The following is a 15,533-nucleotide window of genomic DNA, read 5'->3' on the forward strand; positions in this document are numbered from 1 at the left end:
AATGTACGCGCTAAAGCGTACAGCATCCGCAGTTCATTCCCCGGATAGTGTTTGCCCTGATGACAACGGACCACAGCAGCGGTAGCGGCGACGTCTCGAAGAGCCTGGAGCTCCTCTGGGGGATGCAGCAGCGCCCCACCCGAGGACCGAAGCCGGGGCTCACGCTCGAGCGCATCGTCGTCGCCGCCGTCGAGGTGGCCGATGCCAACGGGCTCGCCGCGCTCTCCATGCGGTGCGTCGCGACCCACCTCGGCGTCGGCACCATGTCGCTGTACCGCTATGTGCCGGGCAAGGCCGAACTGCTCGACCTCATGCTCGACCACGTCGCCGGGCCGGTCGAGGCCGACGACGAGCCGGTCGGCTGGCGGGCCGCGCTGGAGGAGATGGCCCGCGGCATCTGGCAGCTGTGCCTGGACCACCCCTGGTACCCGCAGGTCGACCAGGTGCGGCCGCTGCTCGGCCCCAACAACATCGCCGGCATGGACCGCATCATCCGCCGGCTGAAACCGACCGGGCTGCCGGACAAGCATCTGACGCTCATGGTGTCGGTGGTCGACGGCTTCGTCACCGCGCTGGCGCGCTCGCACGTCAACGGGCTACAGGCCGAGCAGCGCACCGGCGTCTCCGAAGAGGACTTCTGGGCGGCGCAGGAGCCCGTGCTCGTCAAGATGATGGAGACCGGGCGCTACCCGACTCTGGCCGCCATGGACGACGACACCTTCTCCTTCGGCTACGAGGAGATCCTCGAGTTCGGGCTGACGGCCATCCTCGACGGCCTGGCGGTGGTCGTCGAGGGCGGCCGGACTACTGGCTGACGGGCGGCGCGTCGAGTCCGTGGTCGGGATGGTGGTCCCAGCGGACCCGGTGCGTCCCGAAGCCGGCGGCGTGCACGCCGTCGTGGCCGTACGGCCGCCGGCACCGGTACGTCAGCGAGTAGAGATCTCGGCAGGAGTCCGCATACGTCGTGTATGCGAACTCGAGGTCGAGGCGTTCGTCGATGGTCATGTGGATCACCACGCATGGGGGAGGGGGTCTGCTCGCCGCCCCGTTGCGACGGATCCAGTATCACTCTTTTCGCTAGGACATCGACGAACCGAGCATGCCGTGCGGGTCGATGACGTACTTGCGGGCCGCGCCGCGGTCGAACTCCGTGTAGCCCTCCGGAGCCCGGTCCAGCGGGATGACCGTGGCATTCACGTTCCGCGCGATGGGCGCGCGGTCGTGCAGGATCGCCTCCATGAGGTAGTGGTTGTACTTCATCACCGGGCACTGACCAGTGGTGAACGACAGCGACTTCGCCCAGCCGAGCCCCAGCCTGATCGACAGCGAACCGACCTTCGCCGCGTCGTCGCCTGCGCCCGGGTCGCCCGTCACGTACAGACCCGGGATACCGACGGCGCCGCCGGCCCTGGTGACGTCCATGACGGCGTTCAGGACCGTCGCCGGCCGCTCGGCCTGCGCGTCGGCCCCGTGCCCGCGGGCCTCGAACCCGACCGCGTCGACCGCGCAGTCGACCTCCGGCTCGCCGCCGAGGATCTGGGCGATCTGCTCCTTCGGGTCGCCCATCGACACGTCGACGGTCTCGCAGCCGAACGAGCGGGCCTGCGCCAGCCGCTCCTGCTGCAGGTCCGCGACGATGACCACGGACGCGCCGAGCAGGAACGCCGACGTCGCCGCGGCCAGTCCGACCGGCCCGGCGCCGGCGATGTACACCGACGTGCCCGGCTTCACCCCGGCCGTCACGCAGCCGTGGAATCCGGTCGGGAAGATGTCGGCCAGCATCGCGAGGTCGAGGATCTTCGCCATGGCCTTGTCGCGGTCGGGGAACTTCAGCAGGTTCCAGTCCGCGTACGGCGTCAGGACGTACTCGGCCTGCCCGCCGACCCAGCCGCCCATGTCGACGTACCCGTAGGCCGATCCCGGCCGGTCCGGGTTGACGTTCAGGCAGACGCCGGTCTTGCCCTCCTTGCAGTTGCGGCACCGGCCGCAGGCGATGTTGAACGGTACTGAGACGAGGTCGCCGACCTTGATGAACTCGACCCCGGGTCCGACCTCGACCACCTCGCCGGTGATCTCGTGGCCGAGCGCGAGTCCTTCGGGCGCGGTGGTGCGGCCGCGGACCATGTGCTGGTCGCTGCCGCAGATGTTGGTGGCGACCACCTTGAGGATCGCCGCGTGGCTGAGTTGACGGCCCACGTTGGCCGGGTTGACCCCCGGGCCGTCCTGTAGTTCGAAGGTCGGATAGGCGATTGACTCGACCTCGACGTGGCCAGGCCCCCGGTAGATGACTGCTCTGTTTCCAGGCACGGCCTCTGCTCCCTCCCTCTCGTGGCGGATGCGCCGAACGAGTGGTCACCTCACGGGAACAGGGCGGCTCACTCGCCCGGTTTCTCCAACGTAGACCCGGTGCCGGGGGCGGTGTCAATCGAGTCCGCCGGGTGGTGCGGTCAGGCCGCTGGGAGCGCGCGGGGCCCTTCGTCGGCGCGGACGGCGACGGCGATGCGGCGTGCCGCGCGGCTGGCCCGCTGCCGGGCGGCGGCCCAGCTGATGCCGGCCCGCTCGGCCGCGGCGGCCCCGCCCTCGACGCCGGGAGCGGGCGCGTAGATGTCGAGCAGCAGCCGCGCGTCGGCGACGCTGACCGCCTTCGCGTCGACCGCCCATGCGAGCAGTTCGGTGAGGCCGGTGTCCGCGGTGTCGCCGGCGCCGATGCCGGCGACCGCCGCCAGCACGTCCGGTTCGGCGGGTGTCTCGGTGCGGCGGTGCGCCAGCTCGCGGCTGACCACGCCGAGGGTGTCCATGGCGAGGTTCGCCGCCACCCTCGCCGGCCGCCGTGTCGTCGGGTACGTCGCGATGACGGTCCACAGCGCGGCGACCGCCGCGTGCTCGAGCGCCTCCCGGCTGTCGCGGCCCGCGTGGCCGGCCGCGATGCGGATGGCCTTGCCGAGCATGAGCTGCAGCACGGTCCGCCCCGCCAGCGGGTCGCCGGCGTGCGCCAGCCGGAGCAGCGCGATGAGGACGGCGTCGGCGCCGCCCGCCGCGGCCACCGCGGCCTCGACGTCGGCGAGACGGCGGCAGCCGGACAGGGCCGGCTCGGCCGCCGCCCAGCGGGCGACCGCGTCAGGCTGCCCGCCGGCGCGCAGCCGGTCCCACTCGTCGTTGAGCCGGCCGGCCACGCCGGTCCCGGTCTGTCGCCGCGCTCCCGTGATCGTGACGCTCATGCGTCCCAGGTTGGGCGGCGGCTCTTGCCCGCAACCTTGCCCTCAGGCTCGTGACCAGCTGGGCAATGGTTGCCCGGCTCGGCCGACGACCCACGGACAGGTCGCAGCGCCCTTTGCAATGAGCACCAATACGCACCATGGGCTGAGTGGTGCGTATTGGTGCTCATTGCAAAGCGGCCGCACAGTGCTGCCGACCAGCGACGACGACCTCAGAGCCGTCCGCCCTGGTCGAGCAGCGTGATCACGGCGTCGCGGGCCGCGGTGACCGACAGGCCGGTGGTGTCGAGCACGAGGTCGGCGTCGCCGGGCTCCTCGTAGGGGCTGGAGATGCCGGTGAACTCCGCGATCTCGCCGGCCCGGGCGCGCGCGTAGAGACCCTTGCGGTCGCGCCGCTCGCACTCGGCCAGCGGGGTGGCGACGTGGATCAGCAGGAAGTCGCCGTGGGCCTCGGCCAGCGCGCGGACCCGGGCCCGGGTGGCGGCGAACGGGGCGATCGGCGCGCACACCGCGACGCCGCCGTGCTTGGCGATCTCGGCCGCGACGAAGCCGATGCGTTCGACGTTGCGGTCGCGGTCCTCCTTGGAGAACCCGAGCCCGGCGGAGAGGTTGCGCCGCACGACGTCGCCGTCGAGGAGGGTGACGGTGCGGGTGCCGATCTCGGCGATGCGGTCGGTGACGGCGCGCGCGATGGTCGACTTGCCCGACCCCGACAGCCCGGTGAACAACAGCACCAGCCCGCGCTCCTGCGGCAGCGGCCGCCACCGCCGCCACGCGTGCCGGCTGGCGGGCGGCCAGTCGGGCGGCTCGGCGGCGGTGCCGTCGAGCCAGTCGTGCAGATCCTGCGGCGACGGCGGCTGCGCGGGCACGACGCGGGTGCCGCCGTAGGCGACGGCGATGCGCTCGGCCAGTTCGTCGTCGCGGTCGTCGCCGTACTGGGGCGCCGGGACGACGACCAGCTCGGCGCGGCGGCCGTCGCGGCGCAGCCGGTCGCGCAGCGTCAGCGTCGCGGAGACGACGTCGGCGGCGTCCGGCCCGGGCACGGCGCGCGGCCCGTCCAGCACGATCAGCAGCACCGGCTGCCCGGCCTTCGCCGTGGCGGCCTCGAGCGTGCGCAGGTCGACGGGGTCGCGGGTCACGACGACGGCGGCGCCGGCGGCCTTCGCCCGTCCCGGCGCGCGCCGCAGCCCCGCGTACGCCCCGCGCGGCTCGTCGTCGTCCGTGGCGGGCACCGCGCGGCGCACCGTCCCCTTCACCGTCAGCCGGCGCTTGCGGGTGGCCGCGGACTCGACGGTGAGGACGGCGACCGGTGCGCCCTCGGCGTCGGTGACGGTGAGCTCGGTGCCCGGCGCCGGCTTCTTGCCGGGCAGCGGATCGAGTTCGACGGCGACGGCGGGCGGCGCCGCGGCGGAGCCGGGCACGGCGATGCCCAGGAGCGCGAGCTCGAGGACGGTGAGGGTGATCGGATCGGGGGTCAGAGCGGGACCGGAGGTCGGTTCGGCGGCCACGGCGCACAGCTTAGGCGGCCGGCCGGCCGCCCTCGACTCCGTCTCAGCCCGCCAGCCGCCTCACCGCGTCGGCGACCGGGACGTCGCCGCCGACCAGTTCCAGCGTCAGCCGCGCGGTGCCCGGTTCGTCCAGCAGCGCCAGCAGCACGGCGGCGACGTCGTCGCGGCTGACGCTGCCGCGCGGGACCGACCGCGCCAGCCGCACCGTCCCGCTGCCGGCGTCGTTCGTGAGGGCGCCGGGCCGCAGCACCGTCCAGTCGAGGTCGCGCCGGCGCAGGTCGGCCTCGCTCTTGCCCTTGGCCGTCAGGTACACCTGGAAGACGTCGTCGGGGTCGGCCGGCGGCTCGGTGGTGGCGCGCATCGCCGAGACCATCAGGTAGCGCCGCACCCCGGCCAGCTCGGCGGCGTCGGCCAGCAGCGCCGCCGCACCGCGGTCGACGGTGTCCTTGCGGGCCGCGCCGCTGCCCGGCCCGGCGCCGGCCGCGAACACGACGGCGTCGGCGCCGCGCACCTCGGCGGCCAGCTCGTCCACCGTCGCCTTCTCCAGGTCGACGACGACCGCCGTGGCGCCGTTCGACGCGAGGTCGCCGGCCTGCTCGGGACTACGGATGAGGCCCACCGCGGTGTCGCCACGCATGGTGAGCAGCCGTTCCAGCCGGAGCGCGATCTGCCCGTGTCCGCCAGCGATGACCACCTGCATTGGCCGTACGTTAGCCGATGCCTGTCGGCCGGGGCCGGTGCTGTGCCCTTTGCAATGAGCACCTCCACGCACCGGCCGTGCGGTGGTGCGTGGAGGTGCTCATTGCAAAGGGGCCGAACACCCCTTCCGACCAGCGCCGTTGGCGCCACCTCCGGCCACGTCGGCGGGTGCGTTACGCTCGCGCGAGTGAGAGCACTGGTCAAGGTCGCACCCGGCGCCGGGCTGGAACTGACCGACGTCCCGATGCCGGTGGCCGGTGCGGGCGAGGCGCTGGTCCGAGTCCTGCGCACCGGCATCTGCGGCACCGATCTGCACATCGTGAGCTGGGACCCGTGGGCGCAGGCGAACGTCCGCCCGCCGCTGATCGTCGGCCACGAGTTCGTCGGCGAGGTGGTCGAGGTCGGCCCGGGCAGCCGCGGTGTCCAGGTGGGCGACCTCGTCAGCGGCGAGGGCCACATCGTCTGCGAGCGGTGCCGGCACTGCCGCGCCGGGCAGCGGCACCTGTGCCCCAACACCGAGGGCATCGGCGTCAACCGCGACGGCGCGTTCGCGGAGTACATCGTCATGCCGGCCGGCAACCTGTGGCGGCACCCCGACGGCATCGACCTCGACGCCGCCGCGATCTTCGACCCGTTCGGCAACGCCGTCCACACCGCGCTGAAGTTCCCCGTGCACGGCGAGGACGTGCTGGTGGCCGGCGCCGGGCCCATCGGCATCATGGCCGCGCTCGTCGCCCGGCACGCCGGCGCCCGCAACGTCGTCCTCACCGACGTCAACCCGTACCGCCTCGAACTGGCCGAGCGCCTCGGCGCCGGCACCACCGTCGACGTCCGGTCGACGACGCTGGAGGAGGTGCGGCAGCGGCTGGGCATGGCCGAGGGGTTCGACGTCGGCATGGAGATGTCGGGCGACCCCATCGCGCTGCACGACATGATCGAGGGCATGGCCAACGGCGGGCGCATCGCCATGCTCGGCCTGCCGTCGAAGGAGAGCAGCGTCGACTGGTCGCGCATCGTGCTGCGCATGATCACCATCAGCGGCATCTACGGCCGGGAGATGTACGAGACGTGGTACCAGGCGTCCGTCCTGGTCGCCGCCGGCGTCGACATCTCCCGCGTCGTCACGCACCGGTTCGCCAGCGACCAGCACGAGGCGGCGTTCGAGGCGGCGGCCAGCGGGCACAGTGGCAAGGTCATCATCGAGTGGGCGCAGCGGTAGCGGGAGGACGGCCATGTACGGAGCGATGCGCGACGAGCTGCGGAAGAATCTCGACGAGATCCGGGCGGGCGGTCTCTACAAGCCCGAGCACGTCATCGGCAGCCCGCAGAGCGCCCGGGTCACGCTGGCCGACGGCCGCAGCGTCCTCAACCTGTGCGCCAACAACTACCTCGGCCTGGCCGACGACCCCGGGCTGATCGAGGCGGCCAAGCGCGGCCTCGACGAGTGGGGCTTCGGCATGGCGTCGGTGCGGTTCATCTGCGGCACGCAGACGATTCACACCGAGCTGGAGCGCGGCATCTCCGAGTTCCTCGGCACCGACGACACCATCCTGTACGGCTCCTGCTTCGACGCCAACGGCGGGCTGTTCGAGACGCTGCTCGGCCCCGACGACGCCGTCATCTCCGACGCGCTCAACCACGCCAGCATCATTGACGGCATCCGGCTGTCGAAGGCGCGGCGGCTGCGCTACGCCAACGCCGACATGGCCGAACTCGAGGCGCGGCTGAAGGAGGCGCGGGACGCGCGGTTCCGGCTCATCGCCACCGACGGCGTGTTCTCGATGGACGGCTACCTCGCGCCACTGGACCGCATCTGCGACCTCGCCGAGCAGTACGACGCGCTGGTCATGGTCGACGACTCGCACGCGGTCGGGTTCATCGGCGAGCACGGCGGCGGGACGCCCGAGCACTTCGGGGTGCGCGACCGCGTCGACATCGTCACCGGCACGCTCGGCAAGGCGCTCGGCGGGGCCAGCGGCGGCTACACCTCCGGGCGGGCGGAGATCGTCGAGTACCTGCGCCAGCGCTCGCGCCCGTACCTGTTCTCCAACTCGGTCGCGCCGTCCATCGTCGCGGCGGCGTCGGCGGTGCTCGAGCGGCTGGCCTCCGGCGGCGAGCTGCGGGCGCGGCTGCGCGAGAACACCGAGTTCTTCCGGGCCGAGATGACGGCGCTCGGCTTCGACGTGCTGCCCGGCACCCACCCGATCGTCCCGGTCATGATCGGCGACGCCGCCCGCGCCGCCCGGCTGTCGGAGCTGCTGTTCGCCGAGGGGGTGTACGCGGTCAGCTTCAGCTATCCGGTGGTCCCGCACGGCGCGGCCCGCATCCGCACCCAGGTGTCCGCGGCGCACACCCTCGACGACCTGCGCGAGGCCACTCAGGCGTTCGCCCGCGCCCGCGACGCGCTGGGCTGACGCGCGCCGGGACCCGCTTCCACCTCGACGTCGTCGCCGTGCAGCGGCTCGCCGCAGTGTGAGCAGCGCACCTCGGCGTGCACGTGCTCGCCGCAGCCGCGGTGGCGCAGCAGCACCGGCGGACCGGCCGCGCCCGCCGTCCAGCGGTCGCCCCAGGTGGTGATCGCCATCAGCACCTCGGTCAGCTCCAGCCCCTTCGGCGTGAGCGCGTACTCGTGCCGCGGTGGCCGGTCGGAGTACTGACGGCGCTCCAGCACGCCCTGCCCGACCAGCCAGGCCAGCCGCTCGGTGAGCACCTTGCGGGAGATGCCGAGGTCGCGCTGCAGCTCGTCGAAGCGGCGCAGCCCGACCCACACGTCACGGATGATCAGCGGCGACCACGGCTCGCCCGCGACGGCCAGCGTCCGGGCGATCGAGCAGGCCATGTCGCCGAAGTCGGTGCGCTGCATGCCGCCTCCTCGGTCAGTTGCTTGAAGGAACTTACTACGCTAGCGTCCGTTCCCTCAAGGAACTCACGACCGAGGAGGCGCCATGAGCCCGACCGCCGAGCTGCTCTTCCGGCCCGAGGACGCCACGCCGATGAGCACCGACGAGGCCGACCTACTGCCCTGGCCGGTCGCCGCCGAACTGCTGGCGGCCGTCCCGAAGTACTGGCTGGCGACGGGGCGGGCGGACGGCCGGCCGCACGTCATGCCGGTGCTCGGCGTCTGGCTGGGCGGCACGCTGGCCGTCAGCAGCCGGCCGGGGTCGGTCAAGGCGCGCAACCTGCGCCGCGACGGCGACTGCGTCGTCACGGCGGCGACCGACGGCGGCGACCTCGTCGTCGAGGGCACCGCCGTGCACGTCACCGGCGCCGCCCGGCAGCGCGAGCTGGCCGCCGCGTTCGCCGCGAAGTACGACTGGCGGTTCGGGCTGCGCGACGGCCGGGTCTACGACGACTCCCTGCCCGGCTCGCCGGAGTACGCGTTCTTCGAGATCACCCCGGCGAAGGGGTTCGGCTACGGCGCCGACGGGCTGACGGCGACCCGCTGGCGGTTCTGATCGGCCAGCGCGTCGGTGAGCCGGGCGCCCTCGATGTCGACGTTCGGCAGCAGCCGGTCCAGCCAGCGCGGCAGCCACCACGCGCGGTCGCCGACCAGCGCGAGCACCGCCGGCACCATCGTCATGCGCACCACGAACGCGTCGATGGCGATCGCGAAGGCCAGCGCGAACCCCAGCTGCCTGATGTCGGCCGCCTCGTTCAGCACGAACCCGCCGAACACGCTGATCATGATGATCGCCGCCGCCGTGACCACCCGCGCGCCGTGCCCGAACCCGGTGGTGACGGCGCGGACGGCCGGCTCGCCGTGCACGTACGCCTCGCGCATGCGCGTCACCAGGAACACCTCGTAGTCCATGGCCAGGCCGAACACGATGCCGACGACGATGATCGGCAGCATGCTGTTGATCATGCCGACCTCGTCGACGCCGAGGCCGGTGAGCCAGCCCCACTGGAACGCCGCGACCATCGCGCCGAACGTCGCCGCCATCGTCAGCAGGAACCCGAGCGTCGCCTTCACCGGCACCACCAGTGACCGGAACGCCAGCATCAGCAGCACGAACGACAGCCCGACGACGACCAGCAGGTACGGGAGCAGCGCGTCCGACATCCGCTCGGAGAAGTCGATGTACAGCGCGGTCAGCCCGGTGACGAGGACGGTCGTCCCGGCGGGCGCGCCGGGCCCGGCCAGCTCGGCTCGGATCGCCTCGACCAGCCGCTCGGTGTCCGCGTCGGACGGGCCGCTGGCGGGGACGACGGTGACGACGGCGGTGCGGCCGGCCTCGTCGACCTCCGGCGGCGCGACCATCGCGACACCGTCGAAACCCTGCAGGTCCCCGGCGACCTCGGCGGCCGCGGCCTCGGCGCCCTCGCCGTCGACGATCACTATGAGCGGGCCGTTGAAGCCCGGCCCGAACCCCTCGACGGTGAGGTCGTAGGCCTGCCGCTGGCTGGTGTCGGCCGGGTAGGTGCCCTCGTCGGGCAGGCCGAACCGGGCGTCCAGCACCGGCAGTGCGAGCACCGCGAGGCCGGCGACGCTCGCCGTCAGCGCCACCACCGGGTGCCGGGTGACGACGCCGGCCCACCGCCGGCTCAGCCGCGGCGCGTCGTCGTCCTCCGGGTCGGTGGCCCGCGACCGCAGCCCCGGCAGCCGCGCCAGCATCCGCCGTCCGGCGAACCCGAACAGCGCCGGCAGCAGGGTGAGCGCGATGACGACGGCGATCGCGACGGTGAGCGCGGCGGCCAGGCCCATCTCCGTCAGCATGGGGATGCCGACGACGGACAGCCCGGCCAGCGCGATCACGACGGTGAGCCCGGCGAACACGACCGCGGTGCCGGCGGTGCCGATGGCCCGGCCGGCCGCTTCGTCGCCGGGCCGGCCGGTGGCCAGCTCGTGCCGGTACCGCGACGCGATGAACAGCGCGTAGTCGATGCCGACGGCCAGCCCCAGCATCGTGGCGAGGATCGGCGTGATCGTGCTGAGGTCGACGAACGACGTGGCCGCCGTGACCAGTGCGACGCCGACGCCCACCCCGATGACGCCGGTCAGCAGCGGCATGCCGGCCGCGAGCAGCGACCCGAACGTCAGGACCAGCACCAGTGCGGCGACGGCGATGCCGAGCAGCTCACTGCCCAGTTCGGGCTCCGGCTCGGCCGCGGTGCCGGCCAGTTCGACCCGCAGGCCGGAGTCGCCGGCGGTCTCGACGGCGTGCTCGAGCGTCTCGCGGGTCTCGGTCTCCATCGAGAAGAAGTCGACGGCGTAGGTGACTTCGGCCAGCGCGATGCGGCCGTCCTCGGACACCAGGCCCGACGTGAACGGGTCGGTCACGCCGGCCACCTGCGGCCCGGCCTCGATCTCCGCGACGGCGCCGGCGATGGCCTGCTGGTGCTCCGGGTCGGTGACGGCGCCGCCGTCGGGCGCCGCGAACACCAGCCGCGCCGCCGCGCCGTCCGGCGAGGAGCCGGGGAAGCGCTCCTGCAGCAGGTCGAACGCCTCCTGCGACTCGGTGCCCGGGATCGCGAACGAGTCCGCCGTCGAGTTGGACAGCGTCGCGGCGGCCACTCCGGCCAGTGCGATGACCACCAGCCAGACGGCCCCGACCAGGCGGCGGCTCCGGTACGAGAACCGCCCGATCCGGTAGAGCAGGGTTGCCACGACAGCCTCCGACAGTCACTCGTCTTAGAACGTCTCTGTTTTCTGAGAGTAACTATCAGATTGGCGGGAGCGCAAGAACCGATCAGGTTTCGAGAAGCGGCGGCCCCGGTCCGCTCCATAGCCTGGAGACGTCAGAGCAGCTCACCCACGGGGAGGAGTCGTCAGAGATGAACACGAAGCAGACCGGCGGTGCGTACGAGGGGTTCGACGAGGCCGAGCGCGCGGCGATGAAGGAGCGCGCCACGGAGCTCAAGAAGGGCAGGAAGACCAAGGCCGATCCCGAGGCCGACCTGCTGGAGAAGATCGCCGAGATGCCCAGCGACGACCGCGTCCTCGCCGAGCGGCTGCACGAGCTGATCAGCGCCGAGGTGCCCGAGCTGACGCCGCGCACGTGGTACGGGCAGCCCGCCTACGCCAAGGGCGGCAAGGTCATCTGCTTCTTCCAGGCCGCGGCCAAGTTCGGCACCGAGTACGCGACGTTCGGCTTCAATGAGGCGCCGCTGCTCGACAACGGCACCATGTGGCCCACCGCCTTCGGCATCACCCGGCTCACGTCCGAGGACGAGAAGCTGCTGATCTCGCTGGTGAAGAAGGCTGCCGGAGTGGCCTAGGGGTGAGGGATCACGATCCGGCGAGGTGACATGAGTGCCAACAGTTGACGGTCACGTCACCCCCTCGACAGACAGCTCAGGCCCATGGCCGATCACCTCACCGACAACCCGCCGACATCGGACTCGAGCGAAGCTAGAGTTCCGCGAGCACCGCGGCGACGAGCTCGGCCCGCTGCCCCAGCGACGCGACGACCACCTGTTCGTGCACGGCGTGGGCGCCGGCGCCGAGCGGGCCGAAGCCGTCCAGCGTCGGCACCCCCAGCGAGCCGGTGGTGTTGGTGTCGGCACCGCCCGCCGCGGGGGCGCCGTCGACGCGCTGGCCGACGCTGGCCGCGGCCCGCCGGACGGTGCCGAGCAGCCCCGCGGTGGTCTCGTCCGGCGCCCAGGTGGGCCGCCGCGACAGCACCCCGGTGCTCACCGCGGCGCCGGCGCGGATCGGGCGCAGCGACGTCAGCCCGTCCAGCACCACCCGCTCGGACTCGGCGTCGGCGAAGCGCAGCCCGATGTCGGCGTGCGCGGCGGCCGCGACGACGTTCGTGCGGCCGCCCCCGCCGACGGTGCCGATGTTGCACAGCACGTCGCCCGGGGCGTGCCGGACGATGGAGCGGACCAGGATCAGCTGGTCGACCAGCTCGTCGACGGCGGAGACGCCGGCATCGGGGTCGAGGGCGGCGTGCGCCTCGACCCCCTCGACGGCCAGCCGCAGCCGGGTGCTGCCGCGCCGCCCGGCCTTCAGCGAGCCGTCCGGGTGCGGCGACTCGAACCCGAGCGCGGCGACGGCGTCGCGGGCGGCCTCGGCGACCAGCGCTCCCGCGGTCGGTGAGCCGATCTCCTCATCCGCCACCACGACGACGCGCACCGGCGGGTGCCCGGCCGCGGCGGGCCGGGCCAGCTCGAGCGCCGCCTCCATGACGACCAGGCCGCTCTTCATGTCGTAGGCGCCCGGCCCGTGCGCGACGCCGTCGGCGACCCGCCACGGCATCGGGCCGTCGACGTGCCCGGCCGGCCACACGGTGTCGTGGTGGCCGAGGAACAGGACGGGCGCCGCGGCGGCCTTCGCGCCGCGGCCCGGGTGCTCCATGACCAGGTGGTCGCCGGCCGGCGCCGGGACCCGGCGGACGGTGGCGCCCAGCTCGCGGTGCCGCGCCAGCAGGACCTCGCCGAGCGCGTCGAGCCGGGCGGCGTCGCCGGTGGGCGACTCGTGCCGGACGTAACTCTCCAAACGGGCGAGCAGCGCGCCGAGGTCTGGTGCGGTACCGTTCATGGTGCGACTATACGTTCCGTATCATCGTCGATGTGGTCGGTTGACGGGTTGTGGTGCGCGATTTGCGATCCGTATCTACCTCTGGGAGGGCCATGACCCCGCACGTCGAGCGGCTCACGTCAGCCGCTGACCTCGACTCCGCCGCCCGCCTCTACCGCGAGGTGTTCGGCTACCAGGACCTCGCCCACTCGGTGAACCCGCGGTTGCTGGCGTCGCTGGCGGCCAACGGCGGCTCGGTGGTCGGCGTCCACGGCCGCGGCGGCGAGCTGGTCGCGTTCGCGTACGGCTTCGTCGGCATGGATCGCGGTGAGGTGTACCACTACTCGCAGGCCGCCGTCGTCGCGGCCGGGCACCAGGGCCGCGGGCTCGGGCGGGCGCTCAAGCGCGGCCAGCGCGAGGTCGCCCTGGCCGGCGGCCAGACCCGCATGCGCTGGTCGTTCGACCCGTCGGTCGTCCGCAACGCGCATTTCAACCTCGACGTGCTCGGCGCGGCCGGGCGGTGGTTCCGGCCGGAGTTCTTCGGGGTGCCCGACACCGACCGGATGATCGTCGACTGGGACCTCGACGACGAGCGCCGCGCCCGCGAGGCGCCCGCCCCGGCCGGGCTGCCCGCCGGGCTCGACGCCCCCGCAGGCTGGCTGCGGCCCCGTCCGGCCGGCGCCGACACCTGGCTGCCGTTGCCGCTGACGTCCACGCCCGAGCAGCGGCGCGAGCTGGGCGCCGCCATCGCGGCGCTGCTGGCCGGGGGCTCGGTCGCGGTGTCGTGCGTCCGGCTCACCCCCGACACCGGCGCCTACCGCTTCGTCCGGTCCGCGCCATGACCGAGCTGACCAGCCCGTCGCAGCGCTTCGGCGCCCGCCTGCAGCGCCCGTCGTCGTCGGCGTCGCTGCAGGCCAGGGTGATGGAGCAGGAGACCCGCACGCTGGCCGAGGCGTTCGAGCGGGTCGCGGCCGACGGATCCGTGGCGGCCGCGGCGGCCACGGTGGTGGCGGCGCGGCGGCGGTTCGTCTCCGGCACCGGCAAGTCGTTCGCGTACGCCTCGCTGCTGGCCGCCGACCTCTCCGCCGGGCTGTCCAACGTCTCGCTGGTCGACGGCACGCTGGTCCGGCACGTCGACGTGCTCGCCGACGTCCGCGACACCGACGTGCTGGTGGCGGTCTCGCTGCGCCGGTACCGCCGCGAGACGGTCGCGCTGGCCGGGCGGTTCGCGGCCGCGGGCGGCGCCGTCGTCGCCGTCACCGACACCACGGAGTCGCCGCTGATCGCGGTCGCCGGGCAGGCCATCGTGGTGCCGACGGCGAGCGCCTCGTACGCCGACTCGCCCACCGCCGTCGCCGCCGTCGTGCACCTGCTGGCCACGCTCACCACCGCCAGCGCGAAGGGCGCGCGCCGCCGGCTGGCCGAGCGCGACCGGCTGGCCCACGACCTCGAGCTCTACTGGGAGGACTGACTCGTGCGCGTCACCCATGCGTCCCTGCACCTGGTGCGGCTGCCGCTGGTGCACCGGTTCCGCACCAGCTCGCACGCCAAGGACCACCTCGATCACATCCTCGTCCGGCTCACCGACGAGTCCGGCGCGGTCGGCTGGGGCGAGATCGCGTCCGCGTCCGACCCGTACTACTCGCCGGAGACGGTCGACACCTGCTGGCTGGTCGCGTCGCAGTACCTGCTGCCGTCCGTCGTCGGCGCGCGCTGGGACGACCCCGCCGAGGTGGCGGGGCTGTGGGCGAAGGTCCGCGGCCACCAGTTCGCGAAGGCCGGCGTCGACATCGCGGCGTGGACGCTGTGGGCGCTGTCCGGCGGGGTGTCGCTGGCGACGGCGCTGGGCGGGACCCGCTCGTCCGTGGTCGCGGGCGTCTCGCTGGGCATCGAGCCGACTGTCGACGACCTGCTGGCCGAGGTCGGCAAGCACGTCGACGCCGGGTATCCGCGGGTGAAGCTGAAGATCGCGCCCGGCTGGGACGTCGAGCCGGTGCGCGCCGTCCGGGCCGCGTTCCCCGACCTCATGCTGCACGTCGACGCGAACGGCGCCTATGGTGAGACCTCCGACGAGCTGATGGCGTTGCGGTCGCTGGACGGCCTCGGCCTGACGATGATCGAGCAGCCGTTCGCGCCGCGGAACCTGCTCGCGCACGCCGCCCTGCAGCGCGACGTCGAGACCCCGGTCTGCCTCGACGAGTCCATCGACACCCTCGACGACCTGCGCACCGCGGTCGTGCTGGGCGCGCTGAAGGTGCTCAACATCAAGGTGTCGCGGCTGGGCGGGCTCGGCCCGGCGGTGGCCGCGCACGACCTCGCCGCCGAGCACGAGATCCCAGTCTGGTGCGGCGGCATGCACGAGTTCGGCGTCGGCCGGGCCGCCAACGTCGCGCTGTCCAGCCTGCCCGGCTTCACCCTCCCGTCCGACGTGTCCGCGTCGGACAAGTACTACGAGCGCGACGTCGTCACCCCGCCCATCACCGCCGCCGGCGGCGTGGTGCAGGTGCCCACCGGCCCCGGACTCGGCCACACCGTCGACGAGGAGTTCGTGCAGGCCAGCGAGGTGCGTACGGTCGAACTCAGGGCTTGACCCCAGGGCTGCCCGAGGGAGGAACCGGGGGATTCCCCCAGGGCGAATCGGGGGCTTTC

At 73.2% G+C, this 15,533-nt stretch carries 16 protein-coding genes; 8 read left to right on the top strand and 8 right to left on the bottom strand.

Features of this window, described 5'->3' with window-relative positions; all coding sequences use genetic code 11:
* Positions 1-59: 59 nt before the first annotated feature.
* Positions 60-815, top strand: a complete 756-nt coding sequence (locus tag BLV02_RS28430; RefSeq protein WP_069112599.1) for a TetR/AcrR family transcriptional regulator C-terminal domain-containing protein — start codon at positions 60-62, stop codon at positions 813-815.
* Here BLV02_RS28430 and BLV02_RS28435 read toward each other — a convergent pair.
* The 5 genes from BLV02_RS28435 to BLV02_RS28455 all read right to left on the bottom strand — a co-directional run bounded on the left by BLV02_RS28435 (position 805) and on the right by BLV02_RS28455 (position 5,423).
* Positions 805-1,005 carry a hypothetical protein gene (locus BLV02_RS28435; protein ID WP_069112600.1) on the bottom strand — a complete coding sequence of 67 codons (201 nt, stop codon included), beginning with the start codon at positions 1,003-1,005 and terminating at the stop codon, positions 805-807. The genes BLV02_RS28430 and BLV02_RS28435 overlap by 11 nt on opposite strands.
* 72 nt (positions 1,006-1,077) lie before the next feature.
* Positions 1,078-2,307 carry a formaldehyde dehydrogenase, glutathione-independent gene (fdhA, locus tag BLV02_RS28440; RefSeq protein WP_069112601.1) on the bottom strand — a complete coding sequence of 410 codons (1,230 nt, stop codon included), beginning with the start codon at positions 2,305-2,307 and terminating at the stop codon, positions 1,078-1,080.
* A 140-nt stretch (positions 2,308-2,447) separates the two neighbouring features.
* Positions 2,448-3,218 (bottom strand): hypothetical protein, encoded by a 771-nt coding sequence (locus tag BLV02_RS28445; protein ID WP_069112602.1) that lies wholly within the window; start codon positions 3,216-3,218, stop codon positions 2,448-2,450.
* Positions 3,219-3,427: 209 nt separating this feature from the next.
* Positions 3,428-4,723, bottom strand: a complete 1,296-nt coding sequence (cysC, locus tag BLV02_RS28450) for an adenylyl-sulfate kinase (protein ID WP_069112603.1) — start codon at positions 4,721-4,723, stop codon at positions 3,428-3,430.
* A gap of 43 nt (positions 4,724-4,766) precedes the next feature.
* Positions 4,767-5,423, bottom strand: coding sequence for an NAD(P)H-binding protein (locus BLV02_RS28455; protein WP_069112604.1), 657 nt, complete (start codon positions 5,421-5,423; stop codon positions 4,767-4,769).
* A gap of 186 nt (positions 5,424-5,609) precedes the next feature.
* On the opposite strand from BLV02_RS28455, the gene tdh reads away from it, so the two are divergent.
* The gene (gene tdh, locus BLV02_RS28460) at positions 5,610-6,641 is read left to right on the top strand and encodes an L-threonine 3-dehydrogenase (RefSeq protein ID WP_069112605.1); all 1,032 of its coding nucleotides are present in this window, start codon (positions 5,610-5,612) and stop codon (positions 6,639-6,641) included.
* Between the two features lie 13 nt (positions 6,642-6,654).
* The gene (locus tag BLV02_RS28465; RefSeq protein WP_069112606.1) at positions 6,655-7,836 is read left to right on the top strand and encodes a glycine C-acetyltransferase; all 1,182 of its coding nucleotides are present in this window, start codon (positions 6,655-6,657) and stop codon (positions 7,834-7,836) included.
* On the opposite strand, the gene BLV02_RS28470 is transcribed toward BLV02_RS28465, so the two are convergent.
* Positions 7,800-8,285, bottom strand: a complete 486-nt coding sequence (locus tag BLV02_RS28470; RefSeq protein ID WP_069112607.1) for a winged helix-turn-helix transcriptional regulator — start codon at positions 8,283-8,285, stop codon at positions 7,800-7,802. The genes BLV02_RS28465 and BLV02_RS28470 overlap by 37 nt on opposite strands.
* A gap of 82 nt (positions 8,286-8,367) precedes the next feature.
* On the opposite strand from BLV02_RS28470, the gene BLV02_RS28475 reads away from it, so the two are divergent.
* The gene (locus BLV02_RS28475) at positions 8,368-8,877 is read left to right on the top strand and encodes a pyridoxamine 5'-phosphate oxidase family protein (RefSeq protein ID WP_074946759.1); all 510 of its coding nucleotides are present in this window, start codon (positions 8,368-8,370) and stop codon (positions 8,875-8,877) included.
* On the opposite strand, the gene BLV02_RS28480 is transcribed toward BLV02_RS28475, so the two are convergent.
* Complete coding sequence (locus tag BLV02_RS28480) at positions 8,835-11,030, bottom strand: MMPL family transporter (protein ID WP_069112608.1); 2,196 nt, start codon at positions 11,028-11,030, stop codon at positions 8,835-8,837. The two genes, BLV02_RS28475 and BLV02_RS28480, sit on opposite strands and share 43 nt — an antisense overlap.
* 167 nt (positions 11,031-11,197) lie before the next feature.
* Here BLV02_RS28480 and BLV02_RS28485 point away from each other — a divergent pair, with 167 nt between their 5' ends.
* Complete coding sequence (locus tag BLV02_RS28485; protein WP_069112609.1) at positions 11,198-11,641, top strand: iron chaperone; 444 nt, start codon at positions 11,198-11,200, stop codon at positions 11,639-11,641.
* 133 nt (positions 11,642-11,774) lie between these two features.
* Here the strand turns inward: BLV02_RS28485 and BLV02_RS28490 are convergent, their stop codons facing one another.
* Positions 11,775-12,905 (bottom strand): M20/M25/M40 family metallo-hydrolase, encoded by a 1,131-nt coding sequence (locus tag BLV02_RS28490; protein WP_069112610.1) that lies wholly within the window; start codon positions 12,903-12,905, stop codon positions 11,775-11,777.
* Between the two features lie 92 nt (positions 12,906-12,997).
* On the opposite strand from BLV02_RS28490, the gene BLV02_RS28495 reads away from it, so the two are divergent.
* From BLV02_RS28495 to menC, 3 genes are read left to right on the top strand one after another with little or no spacing between them, the layout of a single operon-like run.
* Positions 12,998-13,726: a hypothetical protein gene (locus BLV02_RS28495; RefSeq protein ID WP_069112611.1), complete on the top strand. Its 729-nt coding sequence runs from the start codon at positions 12,998-13,000 to the stop codon at positions 13,724-13,726.
* Positions 13,723-14,355 carry an SIS domain-containing protein gene (locus BLV02_RS28500; protein ID WP_069112612.1) on the top strand — a complete coding sequence of 211 codons (633 nt, stop codon included), beginning with the start codon at positions 13,723-13,725 and terminating at the stop codon, positions 14,353-14,355. The genes BLV02_RS28495 and BLV02_RS28500 overlap by 4 nt, the downstream gene beginning before the upstream one ends.
* Positions 14,356-14,358: 3 nt before the next feature.
* Positions 14,359-15,474, top strand: coding sequence for an o-succinylbenzoate synthase (gene menC, locus BLV02_RS28505; RefSeq protein ID WP_069112613.1), 1,116 nt, complete (start codon positions 14,359-14,361; stop codon positions 15,472-15,474).
* Positions 15,475-15,533: the final 59 nt, after the last annotated feature.

Source organism: Jiangella alba (assembly GCF_900106035.1).
Classification (GTDB): domain Bacteria; phylum Actinomycetota; class Actinomycetes; order Jiangellales; family Jiangellaceae; genus Jiangella; species Jiangella alba.